Here is a 17,974-nt window from a genome sequence, read left to right on the forward strand (position 1 = left end):
CCTAAGCGGCTCACATCGCGAGCCAGTCGGCGTACCCCATCGCGACGACCGGATGCCGAGCCGGGTCGAGGGTGCGCAGCAGGTCCTTCATGTGCCCCTCGGAGACGCTGACGCAGCCGTGGGTCGGGCCGCCGTGGTCGACGTGCAGCCACACTCCCCCGCCGCGCCGGGGTCCGAGCGGGCGGGTCCAGTCCAGCGGCGAGGTGCCGGGCTTGCGGTTGTAGTCGATGGCGATGACGTAGTCGAAGGAGCCGTCCAGGGGCTCGCCCTCGAAGCCGGTGCCGGGCGAGTGGAATCCGGTGGACCGGTGGTACGGCAGCCTGCTGCCGGGGTCGGGCAGCAGTCCTCCGGCATCGGAGAGGGTGTAGACGCCGAGCGGGGAGCGCAGGTCGCCCAGCATGTGGTGGGCGCTCCAGCCGTGCAGCGCGTTGTGCGCGGGCCAACCGGGGCCCGCCTGCCAGCCGTCGGCGGTGCGCTGGTGCAGGACGACCGTACACGTCGGGGAGTCGGGCCCGCGCCCGGTGGCGACGACGACCTGGGTGCACTGCTCCGGTATCGCCGCCGACCGGGTGGGGCCGAGCCCGGGTATGCCCTGGCGGGCCTGCTCGGCCTGGGAGGTGGTGCCGGTCGCGGGCGCCGGCCGGGTGGGCCGCGTCCGGCTCCCGGCCGCCGCGCCTCTGTCGCCGCAGCCGGTGAGCAGCAGCGGGGAGGCGAGGAGCGCGACAGCGGTTCTGCGGTTGATCATGCTGTCGAGCTTGGCCGACAGTTATGTGGAATCGGTAAGAACTCAGGCCTTGTTCGGCTTGCCCTTGGTGAACAGCCAGGTATGGAAGAGGGGATCCAGCCGTTTGCCCGACTCCTTCTCCGCGAGCCGCACGAACTGCGCGGTGGTGCCGTGCCCGTCGCGGTGCTCGGTGGCCCAGGCCCGCAGGATCGTGAAGAACGTCCGGTCGCCGACCGCCTTGCGCAGCTCGTGCAGGGCCATGGCACCGCGGTCGTAGACGGGCGTGCCGAAGATGTTCCCGCCGCTGCCCGGGTCGCCGGGCGGGTAGGCCCACAGCTCGTCGCCCGCCGGGTGGGCGTAGAGGTCGTCGAAGGTCTTCTGGGCGCTGTCGCCGCCGTGCTGCTCGGAGTAGAGCCACTCCGCGTAGGTCGCGAAGCCCTCGTTGAGCCAGATGTCCTTCCAGGAGGTCAGCGACACCGAGTCGCCGTACCACTGGTGGGCGCTCTCGTGCACGAGGGTGAAGATGTCGGGCGCGGAGTCGTAGAGCGGGCGGGTCTGGGTCTCCAGGGCGTACCCGACGTCCGCGTGGTCCACGATGGATCCGGCGGACTTGAACGGGTAGGGCCCGAACAGCTTGCTCTCCCACTCCAGGACCGAGGGCAGCTGCTTGAGCACCGGCGCGGCGGCCTTGGCCTCGCGCGGGTCGACGGCGTCGAAGACCTGGACGCCGTCGCGGGTGGTGTACCGCCGGACCTGGAAGGTGCCGATGGTGGCGGTGGCCAGGTAGGCGGCCATGGGCTGGGTCTCGCGCCAGCGGAAGGTGGTCTCGCCCTTGACGGTGCGCTGCCCGAGCAGGGCGCCGTTGGCGACGGCGGTGCGGCCCTCGGGCACGGTGATCGTGAAGTCGTACGACGACTTGTCCTTGGGGTGGGCGTTCGCCGGGAACCAGGTCATCGCGCCCTGGGGCTGGTTCGCGACGAAGGCGCCGTCGTCGGTCGGGATCCAGCCGTCCGCCGAGCCGTCGGGGTCGGTGACGGGCTTCGGGGTGCCGTGGTAGGTGACGGTGACCTCGAAGTCCTGTCCGGCGCGCAGGGCGTGGCGCGGGGTGACGGCGAGTTCCTGGCCGGTGCGCTTGACGGTGGCGGCGGTGCGGTCCACGGTGACGCCGCCGACCGTCAGGCCCTTGAGGTCGAGGTCGAAGCGGGTGAGCGGCTGGGTGGCGCGGGCGGTGAGCACCGCGGTGCCGTCGATGCGCCCGCCGTTCTGGTAGCGCAGCGTCAGGTCGTAGTGGCGCACGTGGTAGCCGCCGTTGCCGCTGAGCGGGAAGTAGGGGTCGCCGACGCCGGCCGCGCCGGTGGTGCCCGCCCCGGCCGGTCCGGCGGCGCCGACGAGCGCGGCCACGGCGACGGGGACGGTGGCGAGCACCACCCTGCGGCCGAGAACCGCGGTGCGGCGGCGTGCGGGCTGTCTGCGGGGTGGCGTCACGTGCGCTCCTCGGGAGTGGCTGGTGCTCGGCTGGCCCACAGCGTAGAGGCGCCGGCGTCTCCGGGTCTCCCTCTCATTCTGGTCATGTCCCGCGCACCTCGCCGCCCGGGGCGCCCCGTGGACCCGCTCTGTCGCCGTCCCGCGCGTGTCACCCCTTCCCGCCGCCCGGCGCGTCGCGGACCGCCGCAGTACGCTCACCGAAAGCGGCCGCCGTCATCGAGGAAGGGCCCGACCGCGCGCGTGCGCGTACGTCGGATCCATGAACCGCCCGACGCCTGGCTCACTCCTTCGGCCGAACCGCGCACCAGGTTCCACGGTGGCGGCTCGTACGAGGAGTTCCGCGGCCGGTACGAGGCGGAACTGGACGACCCCGAGGCCGCCGCGCTGCTCGACGGCCTGCGGGAGTCGGCCCGCGAGGCCCCGGTGACCCTGCCGGCGGCGACGAGGACGCCGGAGCGCCGTCACGCCCAGGTGCTCCTGGAACTGCTCGGCGGCTGAGGTCAGCCGGTGTGCCGGGCCGCGTGCCGGCCGGCGGCGCGTCCCGAGAACAGGCAGCCGCCGAGGAAGGTGCCCTCCAGCGAGTTGTAGCCGTGCACCCCGCCGCCGCCGAAGCCGGCCACCTCGCCGGCCGCGTACAGGCCCTCGATCGGGGTGCCGTCGGCGCCGAGGGCGCGGGAGTCGAGGTCGGTCTGGATACCGCCGAGGGTCTTGCGGGTCAGCACATGCAGCCGTACGCCGATCAGGGGGCCCGCGGCCGGGTCCAGGAGGCGGTGCGGCGCGGCCACCCGGCCGAGGCGGTCGCCGAGGTAGCGGCGGGCGTTGCGGATGCCCTGGACCTGGGAGTCCTTGCTGTAGGGGTTGGCCAACTGGAGATCGCGGGCCTCGATCTGGCGGCGCACCTCGGCGGCGTCCAGCAGCGGCTTGCCGGTGAGGCCGTTCATCTTCTCGACCAACTGCTCCAGGGTGCCGGCGGTGACGAAGTCGGCGCCCTTGTCGAGGAACGCCTGCACCGGTCCCGGTGCGCCCTTGCCGACGAGCCGGTTGCGTACCACCGCCTTGCGGTCCTTGGCGGTGATGTCGGGGTTCTGCTCGGAGCCGGAGAGCGCGAACTCCTTCTCGATGATCTTCCGGGTGAGGACGAACCAGGAGTGGTCGTGCTCCGCGATGTCCTCGGTGGTGCGCAGGTACCTGAGGGTGCTGAGGGTGTCGTAGCCGGGCAGGCAGGGGTCGGGCAGCCGGCGGCCGAGCGCGTCGAGCCAGATGGAGGAGGGGCCGGGCAGGACGCGGATGCCGTGGCCGGACCAGACGGGGTCCCAGTTCCGCAGGCCCTCGGTGTAGTGCCACATCCGGTCCCGGTTGACCAGCCGGACGCCGGCCGCCGCGCTGATGTCGAGCATGCGGCCGTCCACGTGCGCGGGGACGCCGGTGACCATCTCGGCGGGGGGCGTGCCGAGCCGTGCGGGCCAGTAGCGGCGCACCATGTCGTGGTCGGCGCCGATGCCGCCGGTGGTCAGGACGACGGCCTCGGCGGTGAGTTCGAAGTCGCCGACGCGCTCGCGGCTGGAGGCGACGCCGCGCGGGGCGTCGTCGGCGGCGAGGAGGGTGCCGCGCACGCCGCGGGCGGTGCCGTCCTCGATGACGAGGTCGTCCACCTGGTGGCGGGGGTAGAACGTCAGCAGTCCGCCGCGGGCGGCCCGCCGGGCGTGCTCCACGAAGGGTTCGACCACTCCGGTGCCGGTGCCCCAGGCGACGTGGAAGCGGGGCACGGAGTTGCCGTGGCCGTCGGCCCTGAGGTCGCCGCGCTCGGCCCAGCCGACGGTGGGCAGCAGTTCGATGCCGTGCCCCTGGAGCCAGGAGCGCTTCTCGCCGGCCGCGAACTCCACGTAGGCGCGGGCCCATCGGACCGCCCAGGAGTCCTCGTCCTCGATCCGGTCGAACTGCGCGCTGCCGCGCCAGTCGTTCCAGGCCAGTTCGTAGGAGTCCTTGATGCCGATGCGGCGCTGTTCGGGCGAGTTCACGAGGAAGAGACCGCCGAAGGACCAGTACGCCTGGCCGCCGAGGTTGGCGGTGTTCTCCTGGTCGACCAGGGCGACCCGGCGCCCCCGGCTGGTCAGTTCGTGGGCCGCGACCAGGCCGGCGAGGCCCGCTCCGACGACGATGACGTCCGCGTCCATGGCGTGGAGGTCCTTCCTCAGTGGGTGGAGGTGGAGGGGGAGGTGCCGCCGCCGGTGAGCAGCGCGGTGAGCAGCTGCTTGAGCCAGCTCCGCGCGCGCTCCACGTCCTTGTCCAGGAGCAGTTGGACGGTGACGCCGTCGTAGGCCGCGACCACGGCGTGCGCGGCGCCGGCCGGGTCGCCGACCACGGCGGGCAGGCCGATGTGCCTGCGGGCCCGGAAGAGGCGGTCGGCGATGGCCTCCCGGAGCCGGGCGCGGTGGTCGAGGAGGGCGCGGGCCACCTCCGGGTCACGGGCGGCGTGCACCAGGAAGTCGGTCTTCACCAGCAGCCAGTCCACGTCGAGCAGCAGCACCTCGGTGACGCGGTCCACGGCGGCCGGTACGTCGAGGCCGGGGCCGCCCTCGGCGAGGGCGCCCGCCACCTGGGCGGCGATGAGGTCGGCGCGCTCCTGGTAGAGGGCGAAGAACAGCTCGTCCAGGGTGGCGAAGTTCGAGTAGAAGGCGCCCCGGCTGTACCCGGCCGCCTCGCAGACCTCCTCGATCGAGACGCGCCCGAACCCCTTGGCCGCGAACACCCGGAAGGCGGCGTCGAGCAGTCGGGCACGGGTGTTCGCCCGTCGTCGGGTGCCGCGTCCGGCGGTCCCCCGCATGGCAGCACCTCCCCCTTCGATACGCGAATGTATCCGATACATGGATGTATCGAAAGAGGCCCGCGAACCACGGATCACATTGGAACGTATTTTCGAATGAGAGGTACGCTGGCCCCATGGCCACGCACCTCCAGGGCTCCCTGTTCGACCAGACCGACGAGCTGCGCCTGAGCCCCCTCGACGGGCTGCGCCGCACGGTGCTGGGCGCCGGCGCCTGGATCGACGTCCTGCCCGGCTGGCTGACCGGCGCCGACGCCCTGTTCGAACAGCTCGCGGCGGAGGTCCCGTGGCGCGCGGAGCGCCGGAAGATGTACGACAACGTCGTCGCCGTACCACGCCTGCTGGCCTTCTACGGGGCCGCGGACCCGCTCCCCCACCCCGTGCTGGACGAGGCCCGTGCGGCCCTGTCCCGGCACTACGCCGAGGAACTGGGCGAGCCCTTCACCACCGCCGGGCTGTGCTACTACCGCGACGGCCGGGACAGCGTGGCCTGGCACGGCGACCGGATCGGGAAGGGCGCCCGTGAGGACACCATGGTCGCGATCCTCTCCGTGGGCGAGCCCCGCGACCTGCTGCTGCGCCCGGCCGGCGGGGGCGGGGCGACGGTGCGGCGGCCGCTCGGGCACGGCGATCTGATCGTGATGGGCGGCTCCTGCCAGCGCACCTGGGAGCACTGCGTGCCCAAGACGGCACGGGCGGCCGGACCGCGGATCAGCGTCCAGTTCCGGCCGCACGGAGTGCGCTGAGAAAGCGGCCGCCCCCTTGCGCCCCGCGGTGGCGGATCTGGTTGGCTGTGCCCCCGACGATCACTCGCACTCGGGCGCGGAGGGACCATGCGGGCAGAGGTACATCAAGTCGCCGAAGGCACATATCTGGTGCACGGCAACAACGTCAACTGGGTGATCCTGAAGGACGGGGACGAGTTCACCCTGATCGACACCGGCTATCCCGGGGACCGGCCGGGGGTCCTGGAGTCCCTCGCCGCGGTGGGCGGTTCACCGGAGGCGGTGGCCGCCGTGCTGATCACCCACGCGCACAACGACCACCTGGGCTCGGCCGAGTACCTGCGCGCGACGCACGGCACGCCCGTCTACCTCCACCCGGCCGAAGTCCCGCACGCACGGCGGGAGTTCCTGCACCAGGCGACCATCGGCGACGTGGTCCGCAACGTCTGGCGGCCGGGCATGCTGCCCTGGGCGGCGCACGTCATCAAGGTGGGCGGCATGGAGCACAACCCGGTCACCGCGCCCGAGCCGTTCCCGGGCGCGGGCGCACTCGACCTGCCGGGCCGCCCGGTACCGGTGCACACCCCCGGCCACACCGACGGGCACTGCGTCTACCACCTGCCCGAGGCCGGCATCGTGGTCTCCGGCGACGCCCTGGTGAGCGGGCACGCCGTCTCGTGGGTCAAGGGGCCGCAACTGCTGCCGGGCTTCTTCCACCACGAGCGCGCCGGAGTCCTCGCCTCCCTGGACGTGATCGCCGCGCTCGACGGCGACACCCTGCTGCCCGGTCACGGCCCGGTCCACCGGGGCGCGGTGCGCGCCGCCGCCGAACTGGCCCGCGACCGGGCCACCCGCACATCCCGTCGCCGCGACGGGAGTTGACGAGCGGTCACTCGTGCGGGACCACCGCCACGGGGCAGTCGGCGTGGTGCAGCACCCCGTGCGCGACGGAGCCGATGCGGGCGCCCACGGCGGTGCGGCGGGCGCGGCGGCCGACGACCATCAGCTGGGCGCGCCCGGCCAGCGACAGCAGCACCTGCCCGGCGCTGCCCATCTCCACCTGCTCGGCCACGGGCACCCCGGGGAACCGCTCCCGCCAGGGCCGCAGCGCGTCGGCCAGCGCCTGCTTCTCGTACGGTTCGAGACCGCCGGCCTCGTCCAGCAGCTTGAGCGAGCCGGGGCTGTAGGCGAAGACCGGCGGCAGGGTCCACGCCCGTACGGCGCGCACGGTGGCGCCGCGGGCCGCCGCCGTCTCGAAGGCGAAGCGCAGCGCGGCCGCGCTGTCCTCGGGATCGCCGTGCTGGCCGACCACCACCTCGCGCCCGGCGGCCTCCAGGACCGGGCGGTCGCCGGCGCGCACCAGCACCACGGGCCGGGTGGCCTCGGCGATGACGTGCTGTCCGACCGAGCCCAGCAGGAAGCCGACGACCGGTCCGTGCCCGCGCGAGCCCAGGACCAGCATCTCCGCGTCCCGGGCCGCGCGGCCCAGCGCCCGGGCGGCGTCCTCCTCGACCACGTCGACATCCACGGTGAGCTCGGGGTGCCGTTCGGCGACCTGGCGCACCGCCTCCGCGACGCCCTGCTCGACCCACCCCCGCTGGGTGTCCCGGTCGGCCTCGGCGAGCCTGTCGGCGTAGTGCCACGCGTGCAGGACGCGCAGGGGCAGCCCCCGGCGCACGGCCTCCCTGGCCGCCCAGTCCAGCGCGGCCAGGCTCTCCTCCGTGCCGTCCAGCCCTGCCGTGATCGCCCGTGTCATGCGTGGCCTCCTCGTCGTGCCGCCCGATCATGCTGCTGGTGCCCACTATCGGTCACCGCGTGCCACCGGCGGACCCCGGCCCTCCGTGTTCCGGGGCCGACCCGGACAGCCGGGCGGACACCGGGGCGACCGGTGGGAGCGGGTGGCGCCGCGCCGGTCTGCTGGACCTGGACGGCTGCTTCGTGGACGGGTCGCGCGTTCGGGCGCGCCGAAGGGGGATCACGTCGGCCCCTCAGCCTGTCCGGAGCCGACGCGCGCCTGCCGGACCGGCGGCTCTGCCACAGGCACCTGCCCACCCGTCAGTACGTGCCGGTACTGTCCTCCTACCCTCATGTGTCCGGCCTTCTGCGGGCGGGCACGGCGCAGCGAAAGGAGCCTGGCGTTGGGCTGGGTCGGCGGGTACTACCGCAAGGACGGTACTTATGTGCAAGGCCACTCCCGCAGAGGCGCGAACGAGGGTGACGGCGCAGAGGGGCTGATCCTGCTGGTGGTCCTCGCCGTCCTCGTGCTCCCCGCCATGGGCGTCGGCTGGCTGGTCGCCAAGAAGTGGGGCAGGACCGCCGGCCGGCTGTCCGGTCTGGCGACGGCGCAATGGTGCGTGCTGCTGGTTCTCACGCAGATGACCACGCCCAGCTGTCCTGACGCGCTCCCCGACGGTACCTTTCCGCCGTGCGTCGACGTGAAGGACGGTCTCGCGCCGCACGGCTTCGCCTTCCTGACAGCGTTGGTGCTGACCGCCTGCGCGATAGTCGCGGTCCTCGTTCACCAGAGGCAGTACCGACCACCGCTGCCCGCCCACGTGGAACCGCCTTCGCAACCGTGGGCCCCTGGACCGCAATCGTTCGTCTCGCCGCCACTCGCGCAGTACCGGCCCGCGCCGTTCGCCGACGGCGGCATGCCGCGCCTGCACACCAACTGTCTCGACTGTGGCCGACCGCTGTCCGACTACGACTCCATGGTGCGCGGCTACGGCCCCACGTGCTGGAACCGCTTCTAGGTGACTGGTGTCACGTGAGGCCTCTCGTGCATGCCGGCTCGCCGTGAAGGGCGTCAGATCGTCGTCGCCTGCTGCGAGTGCTCGGGTGAGCGCCGGGCGAGCGCTGGGGTGAGCCTCAGCGCGCGCAGTCGAGCCGGTTCAGGTCGACGGTGTCGGCGAGGGCTCGCATGCCCCGGTCGTCCGGATGCAGATGGTCGCCGCCGTCGTAGTCGGGCCGCAGCCGCTCGGGGTCGTGGGGGTCGCGCAGCGTCCGGTCGAAGTCGGTGACGGCGTCGAACTCCCGGCTCTTCCGGAGGAACCGGTTGACCTCCCGGCGCACGGCCTCGGCCGTGCGGTCCCACTCCGGCCAGCCCTTGAAGGGGCTGATGGTGGCGGCGACCACGCACAGGTGGGCCGCGTGGGCCCGGCGGACCAACTGCCGGTAACCGGCGGCCAGATCGGCCGCGGTGACGCCGGTACGGGCCTTGAGGTCGTTGACGCCCGCGAAGAGGACGACGGTGCGCACCCCCGGCTGGGACAGCACATCCCGGTCCAGGCGGTGCAGGACGCTCTGCCCGGCGCCGTCGCCCGCGCCGTCCGCGAGCATCTTGTCGCCGGAGATTCCCTCGTCGGCCACGCCCTGCACCGGGCCGCGGGCCGCGTGCAGGCGCCGGGCCAGATGGTCGGGCCAGCGGCGGTCGCGGTCGGGGGTGGACTGCCGGCCGTCGGTGAGGGAGTCGCCGAGCGCGGCCACGGCACCGGTGGCCGGGCGGTCGGGGCGCACGGCGACGGCGTCGACGTACCACCAGGAGCCGGTGGTCAGCGTCCAGTGGCCGCCGCCGTCCTCGGCCGTGTGGCCGCCGCCCTGCCCGAGGTACGACGTCTGGAGCGCCAGCTCGTGCCCGCTGGCCGGTCCGACGGCGTCCGGGGTGCGCAGGCTCACCGCGAGGTCGGTGCCCGCGGGCACCCGGCCGGGCAGCGGGTCGCTCCAGGCCACGGCGCCGGCGGGCAGGGTGATCCGGCGGGCGCCGCCGAAGGTCAGGGCGTGGTTGCCGCCGGGGCGCAGGGCGGCGCCCCGGGCGCGCGGGCCCGCGTAGACGTCGTCGAGGGTCAGCGGGCGGTCGCCGAAGGCGTTGGTGAAGCGGACCCGCAGGGCGCCGCCGCCGACGCTGGTGTGCACGATCATCCGGTACTCCGCGCCCGCGATGCCCGTGCCCAGCCGCTCGGCGCTCGCCGCCCAGGTGAGCACACCGGAGGGCCGGCCCGGCGCGCCCGTCGGACGGGCGGCCGCGCGGACGGGCCCGGAGTGGCAGGCGGCGAGCGTCAGCAGGGCGGCGGCGACGCGGCAGCCGCGCCCGAACCGGCCGTTCACGAGGCGCCCGGCCCGTCGGAACCCGGCCGGAGCCCCGCGGACGTACCGGCGTGTCCCACGCAGGTCATGGTCCCGCCGCGGGGACGCATGCGCACCTCGGTGGGTGGTCATCCGCTCGCCTCCCCGCCGGCTCGGCATCGTAGAGGTCGCCGGTGGCTCCGGTCGGTTCCGGTGCCCCGCACGGGCCCGGACATGCGGATGCCCCGCGCGAGGCGGGGCATCCGGTCGTGCGCGAAGGCCGTCAGTGCTTGGCGGCCGGCGTGTTGGCGGCGGTCACGTTGACCGCGGCCCACGCCTTGTCCACCGTCTTGTACTCGGTGCTGCTCGCGCCGTACAGGTCCGTGGCCGCCTTCAGCGTCGCGACGCGCGCGTCGTGGAAGTCGGTCGTGGAGACCATGTAGCGGGTCAGCGCACGGTAGAAGATGGCGGTGGCCTTGGTACGGCCGATGCCCGTGACCGTGGACTTGTCGTACGTCGGCGAGTTGTACGCCACGCCGTTGATCGTCTTCTTGCCGCTGCCCTCCGCGAGGAGGTAGTAGGCGTGCGACGAGACACCGGAACCGGCGTGCACCTCGGTGGAGTAGGTCTCCGGCGTCCAGTAGTCGATCGTGCCCTCAAGCTTGTCGAGCGAGGGGTGGTCCAGGCGGCGCAGGAACTTCTGCGAAAGGCCCAGCTTCTCGCCGATCAGGTAGTCGGGCGTGTCCTGCTTGTTGTTGGCGTAGAACTCGACGTTGGAGCCGAAGATGTCCGCCAGCGACTCGTTGAGCGCGCCCGGCTCGCCGTACTGGTTGCCGTAAGGGTCGACGAAGGTCGGCTCCAGCTTGGCGGTCGCGTCCACCACGCCGTGGGTCAGCTCGTGACCGGTGACGTCGAGGACGACCAGCGGCTTCTTGAAGGTCTGCCCGTCACCGTCGCCGTACAGCATGCAGTTGCAGGTCGGGTCCCAGAAGGCGTTGGCGACCCTGCTGCCCCAGTGGACCATCCCGTGGGCGGCCTTGCTGTCGTTCGCGATGCCCTTGCGGCCGAAGGTCTTCTTGTAGAAGTCCAGCGTCTTGGTGATGCCGTACTGGGCGTCCGCGGCGGCGCTGGCACGGTTGGAGGTCGTGCCGTTGCCCCACACGTTGGTGGTGCCGGTGAACTTCGTGCCGGCGCCGAAGCTCTCCGTGCTCTTGCCCTTGGCGTCGCGCACCTCGGAGCCGTACCGGCTCGGGTCGGCGAGCTGGTAGTGGCCGCGCGAGGTCTGCGTGGTGGTCAGGCCGACGCTGCCGTCGAAGAGCGTCTTGCCGGTGCCGCTCGCGGCCGACGGGTACGCGGCCGTGGCGCCGGTGGGGGCGCCCGCGCGGGCGAGGGCGGCGCTGCGGGCGGCACCGATGACCGGGTCCGCCGTCACGCCCTGCTCCTGCAGGCTCTTGACCAGCTTCGGCGACAGGAACTGGTCGCTGTCGGGGGTGTTGCTGCGCACCTTGCCGGTGACGGCGTCGACCACGACGGTGTTGGTGCCGTCCTGGTCGGTCACGGTCACCTGGTAGGCGAGCGCGGAGGCGCCGTCGCGGGCGTCCACGACGAGCTGCGCGGTGCCCGCCTCGCCCTTGGCGGCCCGGGCGGCCGCGGCGGCGGCCTGGTCCGCGGTCAGCTTGGCCTTCGTGGCGGCGGCCGGCTTGACGGTCTGGTCGGCGGCGCGGGTCACACCGGTGTAGACAAGCTTGTGGTCGAGGTGGACCACGAGGTCACCGCCGAGCACCGGCAGGCCGTTGTGGGTGCGCTCGAAGCGGACGTGCCGGGCGCCCTCGGGGTCCAGCATGACGTCCTGGGCGTGCAGTTCGTCGCCCGTCGAGACGCCCGTCACGCTCGCGTGCGCGAAGGCCGCGGTGCGGGCCGCGGCCACCACGGCGTCGGCGTTCGTGGCGGACGCGACGGAGCGCGCCTCCCCCGTGGTGGGTCCCGCGAAGGCCGTACCGGCCAGGCCCGTGGCAGCGGTGACCACCGCGACGGCGACCGCCACCGAGCGTATGTGCGGTTTACGCAATCTGATCAGGGTTCCTTCTGTGGAGGGCGGCGGTTCGTCAACCGCCCTGTGACATGGCGCACTTCCGCGCCACGGGGCTGGTCGGGCCCCGAGGGTTCACCCTTGCCGATCAGTCATGTGCACGTAAAGCCGGAATGATCCATTTCGCGATCTCCTAGGGCAATCCTTTGCAAATGAGCGCCTCAGAGTGATCGAGATATGACCAACTGTGTGTCGGCTGTGGAGACGTGGCCTCGATCCCCTAGGTTCCCAGGCCGGAATGTGACCGATATCGCATCGACGGACGGACGGATGGAGTGGGTGCCCGATGGTGTCAGCCACGGTGAGCAGGGGCGCGGTTCTCGGAGCGGTCGCGCTGTCGCTGCTCGCGGTCCCGGCGCGGGCCGCGACGGGGGAGCCGAAGCCGCCCGCGGCCGAAGAGGTGAAGTCCCCCGCGGCGGCGGGGCTTCCGGCGCCGGACACGGCGGGCCTGGCCGCGGTACTGCGGTCGGCGGTGGCCGCGGGCGCGCCGGGAGCGCTGGCCCGGATCGACGACCACGGCACGGTGTACCGGGCGGCGCACGGGCTCGCCGACCGCGGCACCCGGCGGGCCATGGGCGCCGGCGACCGCTTCCGGGTCGGCAGCGTCACCAAGACGTTCACGGCCGTCGTGCTGCTGCAACTCGTCGACGAGCACCGGCTGACGCTGGACGCGCCGGTCGACCGCTATCTGCCGGGGCTGCTGCCGGACGACCGGATCACGGTGCGTCAGGTACTGAGCCACCGCAGCGGGCTGTACGACTTCACGAACGACATGTTCGCCGACAGCGTCGCGGGGTTCGAGGCGGTCCGCGACAAGGTGTTCACCTACCGCGAGTTGGTGGCCCTGTCCCTGAAGCATCCGCGCACCAACGCGCCGGGCGCGGCGTACTCGTACTCCAACACCAACTTCGTGGTCGCCGGCATGCTCATCGAGAAGCTCACCGGGCACTCGGTGCGCACCGAGTACGAGAAGCGGGTCTTCGGGCCGCTGAAGCTGCGCGACACGTTCTACGTCCACCCCGGCACCACGATCCCGGGCACGCACGCCCATGGCTACCTCACCCCCGACCGGGCGGGCGATCCGCTGGTGGACTCGACCGACCAGACGGTGTCGTGGGCGCAGAGCGCGGGCGCGATCATCTCCAGCGCGCGGGACCTCGACACGTTCTACCGCGCCCTGCTCGGCGGCGAGTTGATGTCCGCCGCGCGGCTCGCCGACATGGAGCGGATGAACCGGGTCGACGCCACCACCGCGTACGGGCTCGGGCTGCGCCGCCGCGATCTGTCGTGCGGGATCTCGGTGTACGGGCACACGGGGACGGTGCAGGGCTACTACACGTACGCCTTCGCGACGAAGGACGGCGGGCGCGGCGTGACGGCCGTCGCCACCACGTCGAACAACGGCAAGGTGCTCAAGACGCTTGCCGGGGTGCTGGATTCGGCGTTCTGCGGGAAGCAGGGCAAGCGGTGGCCGGAGGCTTCGGGCAAGGAGTAGGCCCGGAGCGTCCCGATCTTGGCAGAAGCGGTGCCTCCGGGTCAGGATGCCCGCATGAAGGGTGATCTCTTTTCCAGTCGGCACATGGTGCGGGCGGCCACCGAACCCGGGATGTCCGTCGAGAACGCCAAGTGCCTCAGGTACGCGGTGGACGGCGAGATGTACGCCCGGCAGGGCGCGATGGTCGCCCACCGCGGCGACCTGCGTTTCGAGCGCAAGGGGCAGGGCGTCGGAGGCATGCTCAAACGCGCGGTCACCGGGGAGGGGCTGCCCTTGATGGCGGTGCGCGGGCAGGGCGAGGTCTGGCTCGCGCACGAGGCGCAGAACTGCTTCATCGTGGAGGTCGAGCCCGGCGACCGGTTCACCGTGGGCGGTCGTCATGTGCTGTGCTTCGACCCGTCGCTGTCGTACGAGATCAGGACGGTCAAGGGTTCGGGCATCACCGCGGGCGGCCTGTTCAACAGCGTGTTCAGCGGGCACGGCCGGCTCGGCCTGGTCTGCGAGGGCAGTCCGCTGGTCATCCCGGTCTCGCCGGAGCAGCCGGTGTACGTGGACACGGACGCGGTGGTCGGCTGGACCGCGCGGCTGGAGACCTCGCTGCACCGCTCGCAGTCGATAGGCTCGATGCTGCGCGGCGGCTCCGGCGAGGCCGTACAGCTGATGCTCCGGGGCGAGGGCGTCGTCGTCGTACGCCCGAGCGAGCTGACCCGGCACACGTCGCAGCAGCACTGAACGGGAAGGGTGACACCGTGATCGGCATCTCCGAGATCGAAGCCGCGGCCGGGTTGATCGCCCCGCACGTGGTGCGGACGCCGACCGTGGCGAGCCCCGGGCTGGGCGCGCTGCTCGGCGTCCCGGTCACCGCCAAGCTCGAACTGTTGCAGCGCACCGGCTCGTTCAAGGCCCGCGGGGCCGTGGCGAAGCTGCTGTCGCTGGGCGAGGCCGAGCGGGCGGCGGGCGTGGTCGCGGTCAGCGGCGGCAACCACGGGATCGCGCTGGCGGTGATGGCGGCGGCCCTCGATGTGAAGGCCACCGTGGTGATGCCCCGCACCGCGCCCGCGCGGTCCCTCGCGCTCGCCGAGGAGGCCGGGGCATCGCTGCGGCTGACCGACGGCATGGACAGCGCCTTCGAGCTGGGGGTGCGGCTCGCGGACGAGGGGCTGACCCTGGTCCACCCGTTCGACGACCCGGCGGTGATCGCCGGGCAGGGCGCCGTCGGGCTCGAACTGGCCGAGGACGCCGGGGAGGAGCTGACGGACGTCGTCGTCAGCATCGGCGGGGGCGGGCTGATCTCGGGCATCGCGGCGGCGCTGCGGGCCCGGCGGCCCGGGGTGCGGGTGTGGGGCGTGGAGACGGAGGGCGCCGAGTCGATGTCGGCCGCGCTGAAGGCGGACGGCCCGGTGCCCGTACCGCTGTCCTCGCTGGTCACCACGCTCAGCGCGCCCGCGGTGTCCCGGCTGACGTACGACCATGTCTCCGAGCTGGTCGAGGAGGTGCTGGTGGTGCCCGACCGGGAGGCCGTACGGGGCTGCCTGGAGCTGGCCGACCACGCCAAGGTGTGGGCCGAACCGGCCGCGGGGTGCCTGCTCCCCGCGGCCCGCGAGGTGGTCTCCCGGGTCGGCCCCGGCGCCCGTCTCGGCCTCGTGCTGTGCGGCGGCAACACGACCCTGGCCGAGGTGACCGACTGGGCGGACCGCTTCGGGCTGCGATAGCCCGAGTCGGGGTGCGACGACCGGATTCGGGTCGCGGCGGCCCGAGCCGGGTTGCCACGAGCGGATTCGAGTCGCGGCGGCCCGATGCCCGGGTGCCGCGAACCGCTCGGGGTGGCGGTGGGCTGGCTGGTCTGCGGTCGGCGTGCGGCCTGGAGTGGCCCCGTCGGTCTGCGCCGGGCATGCGCGTGCACCGCATGCGGTGGCCCCTCGGTCCGCGGTACGTCCGGCCGTGTCCGGGCGGGACAGGCCGGCCGGCCGCGGGCCCGTCGTTTTCGGGGGCCCGCACCGGGGACTCGGCGCGCATGGTGCGAATCGGATACACGATGATGACCGAGCAGGCCGGGCCCCGGGACCTGGTGCGGCACGTGGTGCGGGCCGAGGAGGCCGGGTTCGACTTCTCGGTGACCTCGGACCACTACTTCCCGTGGCTGCGCGCGCAGGGGCACTCCCCCTACGCGTGGAGCGTGCTGGGCGCCGCCGCGCAGGCCACCTCGCGGATTCCGCTGATGACCTACGTGACCTGCCCCCTCCGGCGCTACCACCCGGCCGTGGTGGCGCAGAAGGCGGCCACCATGCAGCTGCTGTCCGAGGGCAGGTTCCGGCTCGGGCTCGGCTCGGGCGAGAACCTGAACGAGCGTGTGGTGGGCGGCGGCTGGCCTCCGGTGGACGTGCGCCACGAGATGCTGGAGGAGGCCGTGCGGATCATCCGGGCGCTGTTCGGGGGCGACCACGTCACCCATCACGGGCGCCACTACCAGGTGGAGTCGGCCCGGCTGTGGGACGTGCCCGAGGAGCCGCCGCCGATCGGCATCGCGGTCTCCGGCGAGCGGTCCTGCCGGATCGCCGGACAGCTGGGCGACCTGGTGATCGCCACCGAGCCGGAGCCGGGCCTGCTGGAGGCCTTCGACCGCAACGGCGGCGGCGGCAAACCCCGTGTCGGCCAGCTGCCGGTGAGCTACGACCCCGACCGGGACACGGCCGTCAAGCGGGCCCACGCCCAGTTCCGCTGGTTCGGGCTCGGCTGGAAGGTCAACGCGGAACTGCCGCACTCCGACTCCTTCGAGTCCGCGACCCGGTTCGTGACCCCCGACGACGTCGCCTCCTCCCTCCCGTGCGGCGACGACCCGGACGCCTTCGTGGAAGCCGTGCGCCCGTACGCGGAGGCGGGGTTCGAGGAAATCGCCCTGGTGCAGATCGGCGGCGACACCCAGCCGGAGTTCCTGGACTGGTCGGCGAGGACCCTGCTGCCCGCGCTGCGGGAGGCGCTCGGCTGACGGCTGCTCGACAGCGGCCGGCCGGGGTACCCGAGGGCTCTACGCCGATCGTCCCGGAGGCCCTCGCGTGAACACGTTCGTGCACAAGACCCTGGTGGTTCAGCTCCACACCCCCGGCACCGGCCGCTTCCCGGCCTTCGTCCACCTCGGCTACGACGCCGCCGACCCGTACGCCGTCACGGCCGTCTTCGCCCACGACGGCCATGTCCTCGCCCGATGGCGCCTCGACCGCGAGATGCTCGCCGAGGGCCTCACCAGGCCGGTCGGCGTCGGTGACGTACGGCTGCGCCCGGCCGGCACCGGAATGTGGCACGAGCTGCGCCTGGAGTTCCTCGGGGACCGGCGCCCGGACGGCGGGCGGCAGCGCGCGGTGGTCTACGCCTGGGCGCCGACGGTCGCCGCGTTCTTGCGCGAGACCCGGGAGATCGTGCCGCCGGGTCGAGAACGCGCCCCGGTGGACGAGCTGTTGGCGGACATCCTCGCTACGTGACCGCCCCTCCTCGGGAGACGTCCCCGAGCGGGCGGCGGTAGGTGAGGCCGGGCCGGCCGGACAGCAGGGTCTCGCCGACGACGGTGAACCCCGTGCGGGACAGCACGGTCCGCGAGGCCAGGTTGTCCCGCCTGGCCGCGGCCTTCAGAAAGGTCAGACCGTACGTGCCCGCGGCCCGGACGCACAGCTCCCGCACCGCCCGGGTGGCCAGGCCCCGGCCCGCGGCGCGCTCGGCGATCCGGTAGCCGAGGTCGGCGCCGCCGTCCTCCACGTCCACGAGGTTGACCCGGCCGAGGATCTCCCCGGCCGGACCGACGAGGACGTGGAAATAGCAGATGCCCGCCTCCTGCTCGGCGAGCAGGGCGCGGTGCCGCTCGGCGAACCGGGTGAAGTAGTCGTCGCCGCGGTCGGGGATCGACGCGGCGAAGTACGCCCGGTTCTCCCGCTCGAAGGCGAGCAGCGCGGGGGCGTGGTCCGGGCGGAGCAACTGGAGGTCCGGCATGGCGGAACCCTACAAAGCCCGGTCGCCGGGCCGTCAACGGTTTTCGGTGCGGGTGGTGTGCCGGCGGCGGGCCCACAGCGGAATGCCGTACCAGCACAGCAGGTACCAGGCGACGACGGCCGCGACCAGCCACGGCACATAGCTGTCGTGGGTGGCCACCCGGAGGATGAGCAGCAGCGCGGAGGTCATGGTGGCCAGCAGCAGCACCAGGCCGATGAAGGTCAGCCGGGAGGCGATGCGCACCGCCCGGGGTTTGACCCGGCGGCCGGAGACCAGGCGGTGCAGCGAGACCGGGCCGATGAGGGCGCCGGTGGCGCAGGAGCCGAGGACCACGGTGACGATGTAGATGTCCTGGTCGGCGTCGGGCAGCCCGGCGTACTTCGGCTGGAAGACGACGGTCAGCAGGAAGCCGAACAGGATCTGCACGCCCGTCTGGGCGACGCGGACCTCCTGGATGAGTTCACCCCACATCCGGTCGGCCCGCTCCTCCTCGGTCTCGTCCCGCCCTGTGCGCCGTTCCTCCGCGTGTCCTTCCCGGCGTCCTTCCTTGGTCATGCGATGCAAGTAACCGCCCGGCCGTTCCTTCAAACGG

The 17,974-nt window shown here is 73.1% G+C and carries 18 protein-coding genes; 9 read left to right on the top strand and 9 right to left on the bottom strand.

Annotated features, from left to right (window positions below; translation table 11 throughout):
- Positions 1-10 precede the first annotated feature (10 nt).
- Both ACWDD7_RS10675 and ACWDD7_RS10680 read right to left on the bottom strand, forming a co-directional pair.
- Positions 11-745 (bottom strand): L,D-transpeptidase family protein, encoded by a 735-nt coding sequence (locus ACWDD7_RS10675; RefSeq protein ID WP_450457080.1) that lies wholly within the window; start codon positions 743-745, stop codon positions 11-13.
- Positions 746-787: 42 nt separating this feature from the next.
- A complete protein-coding gene (locus tag ACWDD7_RS10680) occupies positions 788-2,209 on the bottom strand; it encodes a M1 family metallopeptidase (protein WP_450457081.1) in 1,422 nt (473 codons plus the stop codon).
- A gap of 240 nt (positions 2,210-2,449) precedes the next feature.
- On the opposite strand from ACWDD7_RS10680, the gene ACWDD7_RS10685 reads away from it, so the two are divergent.
- Positions 2,450-2,707, top strand: a complete 258-nt coding sequence (locus ACWDD7_RS10685) for a DUF488 family protein, N3 subclade (RefSeq protein ID WP_450457082.1) — start codon at positions 2,450-2,452, stop codon at positions 2,705-2,707.
- 2 nt (positions 2,708-2,709) lie between these two features.
- Here the strand turns inward: ACWDD7_RS10685 and ACWDD7_RS10690 are convergent, their stop codons facing one another.
- Positions 2,710-4,383, bottom strand: coding sequence for an FAD-binding dehydrogenase (locus tag ACWDD7_RS10690; RefSeq protein ID WP_450457084.1), 1,674 nt, complete (start codon positions 4,381-4,383; stop codon positions 2,710-2,712).
- A 17-nt stretch (positions 4,384-4,400) separates the two neighbouring features.
- Positions 4,401-5,033 (bottom strand): TetR/AcrR family transcriptional regulator, encoded by a 633-nt coding sequence (locus ACWDD7_RS10695; protein WP_450457085.1) that lies wholly within the window; start codon positions 5,031-5,033, stop codon positions 4,401-4,403.
- A gap of 116 nt (positions 5,034-5,149) precedes the next feature.
- Between ACWDD7_RS10695 and ACWDD7_RS10700 the strand changes: the two genes are divergently transcribed.
- The gene (locus ACWDD7_RS10700; protein WP_450457086.1) at positions 5,150-5,779 is read left to right on the top strand and encodes an alpha-ketoglutarate-dependent dioxygenase AlkB family protein; all 630 of its coding nucleotides are present in this window, start codon (positions 5,150-5,152) and stop codon (positions 5,777-5,779) included.
- Positions 5,780-5,866: 87 nt separating this feature from the next.
- Positions 5,867-6,640 (top strand): MBL fold metallo-hydrolase, encoded by a 774-nt coding sequence (locus tag ACWDD7_RS10705; RefSeq protein ID WP_450457087.1) that lies wholly within the window; start codon positions 5,867-5,869, stop codon positions 6,638-6,640.
- A gap of 7 nt (positions 6,641-6,647) precedes the next feature.
- Here ACWDD7_RS10705 and ACWDD7_RS10710 read toward each other — a convergent pair whose 3' ends face one another.
- A complete protein-coding gene (locus tag ACWDD7_RS10710; protein ID WP_450457088.1) occupies positions 6,648-7,514 on the bottom strand; it encodes a universal stress protein in 867 nt (288 codons plus the stop codon).
- A 382-nt stretch (positions 7,515-7,896) separates the two neighbouring features.
- Here ACWDD7_RS10710 and ACWDD7_RS10715 point away from each other — a divergent pair, with 382 nt between their 5' ends.
- A complete protein-coding gene (locus ACWDD7_RS10715) occupies positions 7,897-8,511 on the top strand; it encodes a DUF6011 domain-containing protein (RefSeq protein WP_450457089.1) in 615 nt (204 codons plus the stop codon).
- 115 nt (positions 8,512-8,626) lie between these two features.
- Here ACWDD7_RS10715 and ACWDD7_RS10720 read toward each other — a convergent pair whose 3' ends face one another.
- Together ACWDD7_RS10720 and ACWDD7_RS10725 are read right to left on the bottom strand one after the other, a co-directional pair.
- A complete protein-coding gene (locus ACWDD7_RS10720; RefSeq protein WP_450457090.1) occupies positions 8,627-9,862 on the bottom strand; it encodes an SGNH/GDSL hydrolase family protein in 1,236 nt (411 codons plus the stop codon).
- A 241-nt stretch (positions 9,863-10,103) separates the two neighbouring features.
- On the bottom strand, positions 10,104-11,888 hold the full coding sequence (locus ACWDD7_RS10725) for a M4 family metallopeptidase (RefSeq protein ID WP_450457091.1): 1,785 nt from the start codon (positions 11,886-11,888) through the stop codon (positions 10,104-10,106).
- Between the two features lie 307 nt (positions 11,889-12,195).
- On the opposite strand from ACWDD7_RS10725, the gene ACWDD7_RS10730 reads away from it, so the two are divergent.
- The 5 genes from ACWDD7_RS10730 to ACWDD7_RS10750 all read left to right on the top strand — a co-directional run bounded on the left by ACWDD7_RS10730 (position 12,196) and on the right by ACWDD7_RS10750 (position 16,880).
- Positions 12,196-13,404: a serine hydrolase domain-containing protein gene (locus ACWDD7_RS10730; protein ID WP_351872021.1), complete on the top strand. Its 1,209-nt coding sequence runs from the start codon at positions 12,196-12,198 to the stop codon at positions 13,402-13,404.
- A 54-nt stretch (positions 13,405-13,458) separates the two neighbouring features.
- A complete protein-coding gene (locus ACWDD7_RS10735) occupies positions 13,459-14,136 on the top strand; it encodes an AIM24 family protein (protein ID WP_351872018.1) in 678 nt (225 codons plus the stop codon).
- A gap of 17 nt (positions 14,137-14,153) precedes the next feature.
- Positions 14,154-15,116, top strand: coding sequence for a pyridoxal-phosphate dependent enzyme (locus ACWDD7_RS10740; RefSeq protein ID WP_450457092.1), 963 nt, complete (start codon positions 14,154-14,156; stop codon positions 15,114-15,116).
- A 302-nt stretch (positions 15,117-15,418) separates the two neighbouring features.
- Positions 15,419-16,390 carry an LLM class F420-dependent oxidoreductase gene (locus ACWDD7_RS10745; protein WP_450457093.1) on the top strand — a complete coding sequence of 324 codons (972 nt, stop codon included), beginning with the start codon at positions 15,419-15,421 and terminating at the stop codon, positions 16,388-16,390.
- 67 nt (positions 16,391-16,457) lie between these two features.
- Complete coding sequence (locus tag ACWDD7_RS10750) at positions 16,458-16,880, top strand: SsgA family sporulation/cell division regulator (RefSeq protein ID WP_450457094.1); 423 nt, start codon at positions 16,458-16,460, stop codon at positions 16,878-16,880.
- Here the strand turns inward: ACWDD7_RS10750 and ACWDD7_RS10755 are convergent.
- Together ACWDD7_RS10755 and ACWDD7_RS10760 are read right to left on the bottom strand one after the other, a co-directional pair.
- Positions 16,873-17,382 (bottom strand): GNAT family N-acetyltransferase, encoded by a 510-nt coding sequence (locus ACWDD7_RS10755; protein WP_450457095.1) that lies wholly within the window; start codon positions 17,380-17,382, stop codon positions 16,873-16,875. The genes ACWDD7_RS10750 and ACWDD7_RS10755 overlap by 8 nt on opposite strands.
- 33 nt (positions 17,383-17,415) lie before the next feature.
- Positions 17,416-17,937, bottom strand: coding sequence for a DUF6328 family protein (locus ACWDD7_RS10760; RefSeq protein WP_450457097.1), 522 nt, complete (start codon positions 17,935-17,937; stop codon positions 17,416-17,418).
- Between the last annotated feature and the right edge of the window lie 37 nt (positions 17,938-17,974).

This window comes from Streptomyces sp. NPDC001056 (assembly GCF_053598955.1).

Bases quoted from the DNA above. Each gene is read 5' to 3' on its own strand.
- ACWDD7_RS10700 (WP_450457086.1), top strand. From the start codon at position 5,150: ATGGCCACGCACCTCCAGGGCTCCCTGTTCGACCAGACCGACGAGCTG.
- ACWDD7_RS10705 (WP_450457087.1), top strand. From the start codon at position 5,867: ATGCGGGCAGAGGTACATCAAGTCGCCGAAGGCACATATCTGGTGCAC.
- ACWDD7_RS10755 (WP_450457095.1), bottom strand. From the start codon at position 17,382: ATGCCGGACCTCCAGTTGCTCCGCCCGGACCACGCCCCCGCGCTGCTC.
- ACWDD7_RS10695 (WP_450457085.1), bottom strand. From the start codon at position 5,033: ATGCGGGGGACCGCCGGACGCGGCACCCGACGACGGGCGAACACCCGT.
- ACWDD7_RS10745 (WP_450457093.1), top strand. From the start codon at position 15,419: ATGGTGCGAATCGGATACACGATGATGACCGAGCAGGCCGGGCCCCGG.
- ACWDD7_RS10690 (WP_450457084.1), bottom strand. From the start codon at position 4,383: ATGGACGCGGACGTCATCGTCGTCGGAGCGGGCCTCGCCGGCCTGGTC.
- ACWDD7_RS10760 (WP_450457097.1), bottom strand. From the start codon at position 17,937: ATGACCAAGGAAGGACGCCGGGAAGGACACGCGGAGGAACGGCGCACA.
- ACWDD7_RS10675 (WP_450457080.1), bottom strand. From the start codon at position 745: ATGATCAACCGCAGAACCGCTGTCGCGCTCCTCGCCTCCCCGCTGCTG.
- ACWDD7_RS10735 (WP_351872018.1), top strand. From the start codon at position 13,459: ATGAAGGGTGATCTCTTTTCCAGTCGGCACATGGTGCGGGCGGCCACC.
- ACWDD7_RS10730 (WP_351872021.1), top strand. From the start codon at position 12,196: ATGGTGTCAGCCACGGTGAGCAGGGGCGCGGTTCTCGGAGCGGTCGCG.
- ACWDD7_RS10710 (WP_450457088.1), bottom strand. From the start codon at position 7,514: ATGACACGGGCGATCACGGCAGGGCTGGACGGCACGGAGGAGAGCCTG.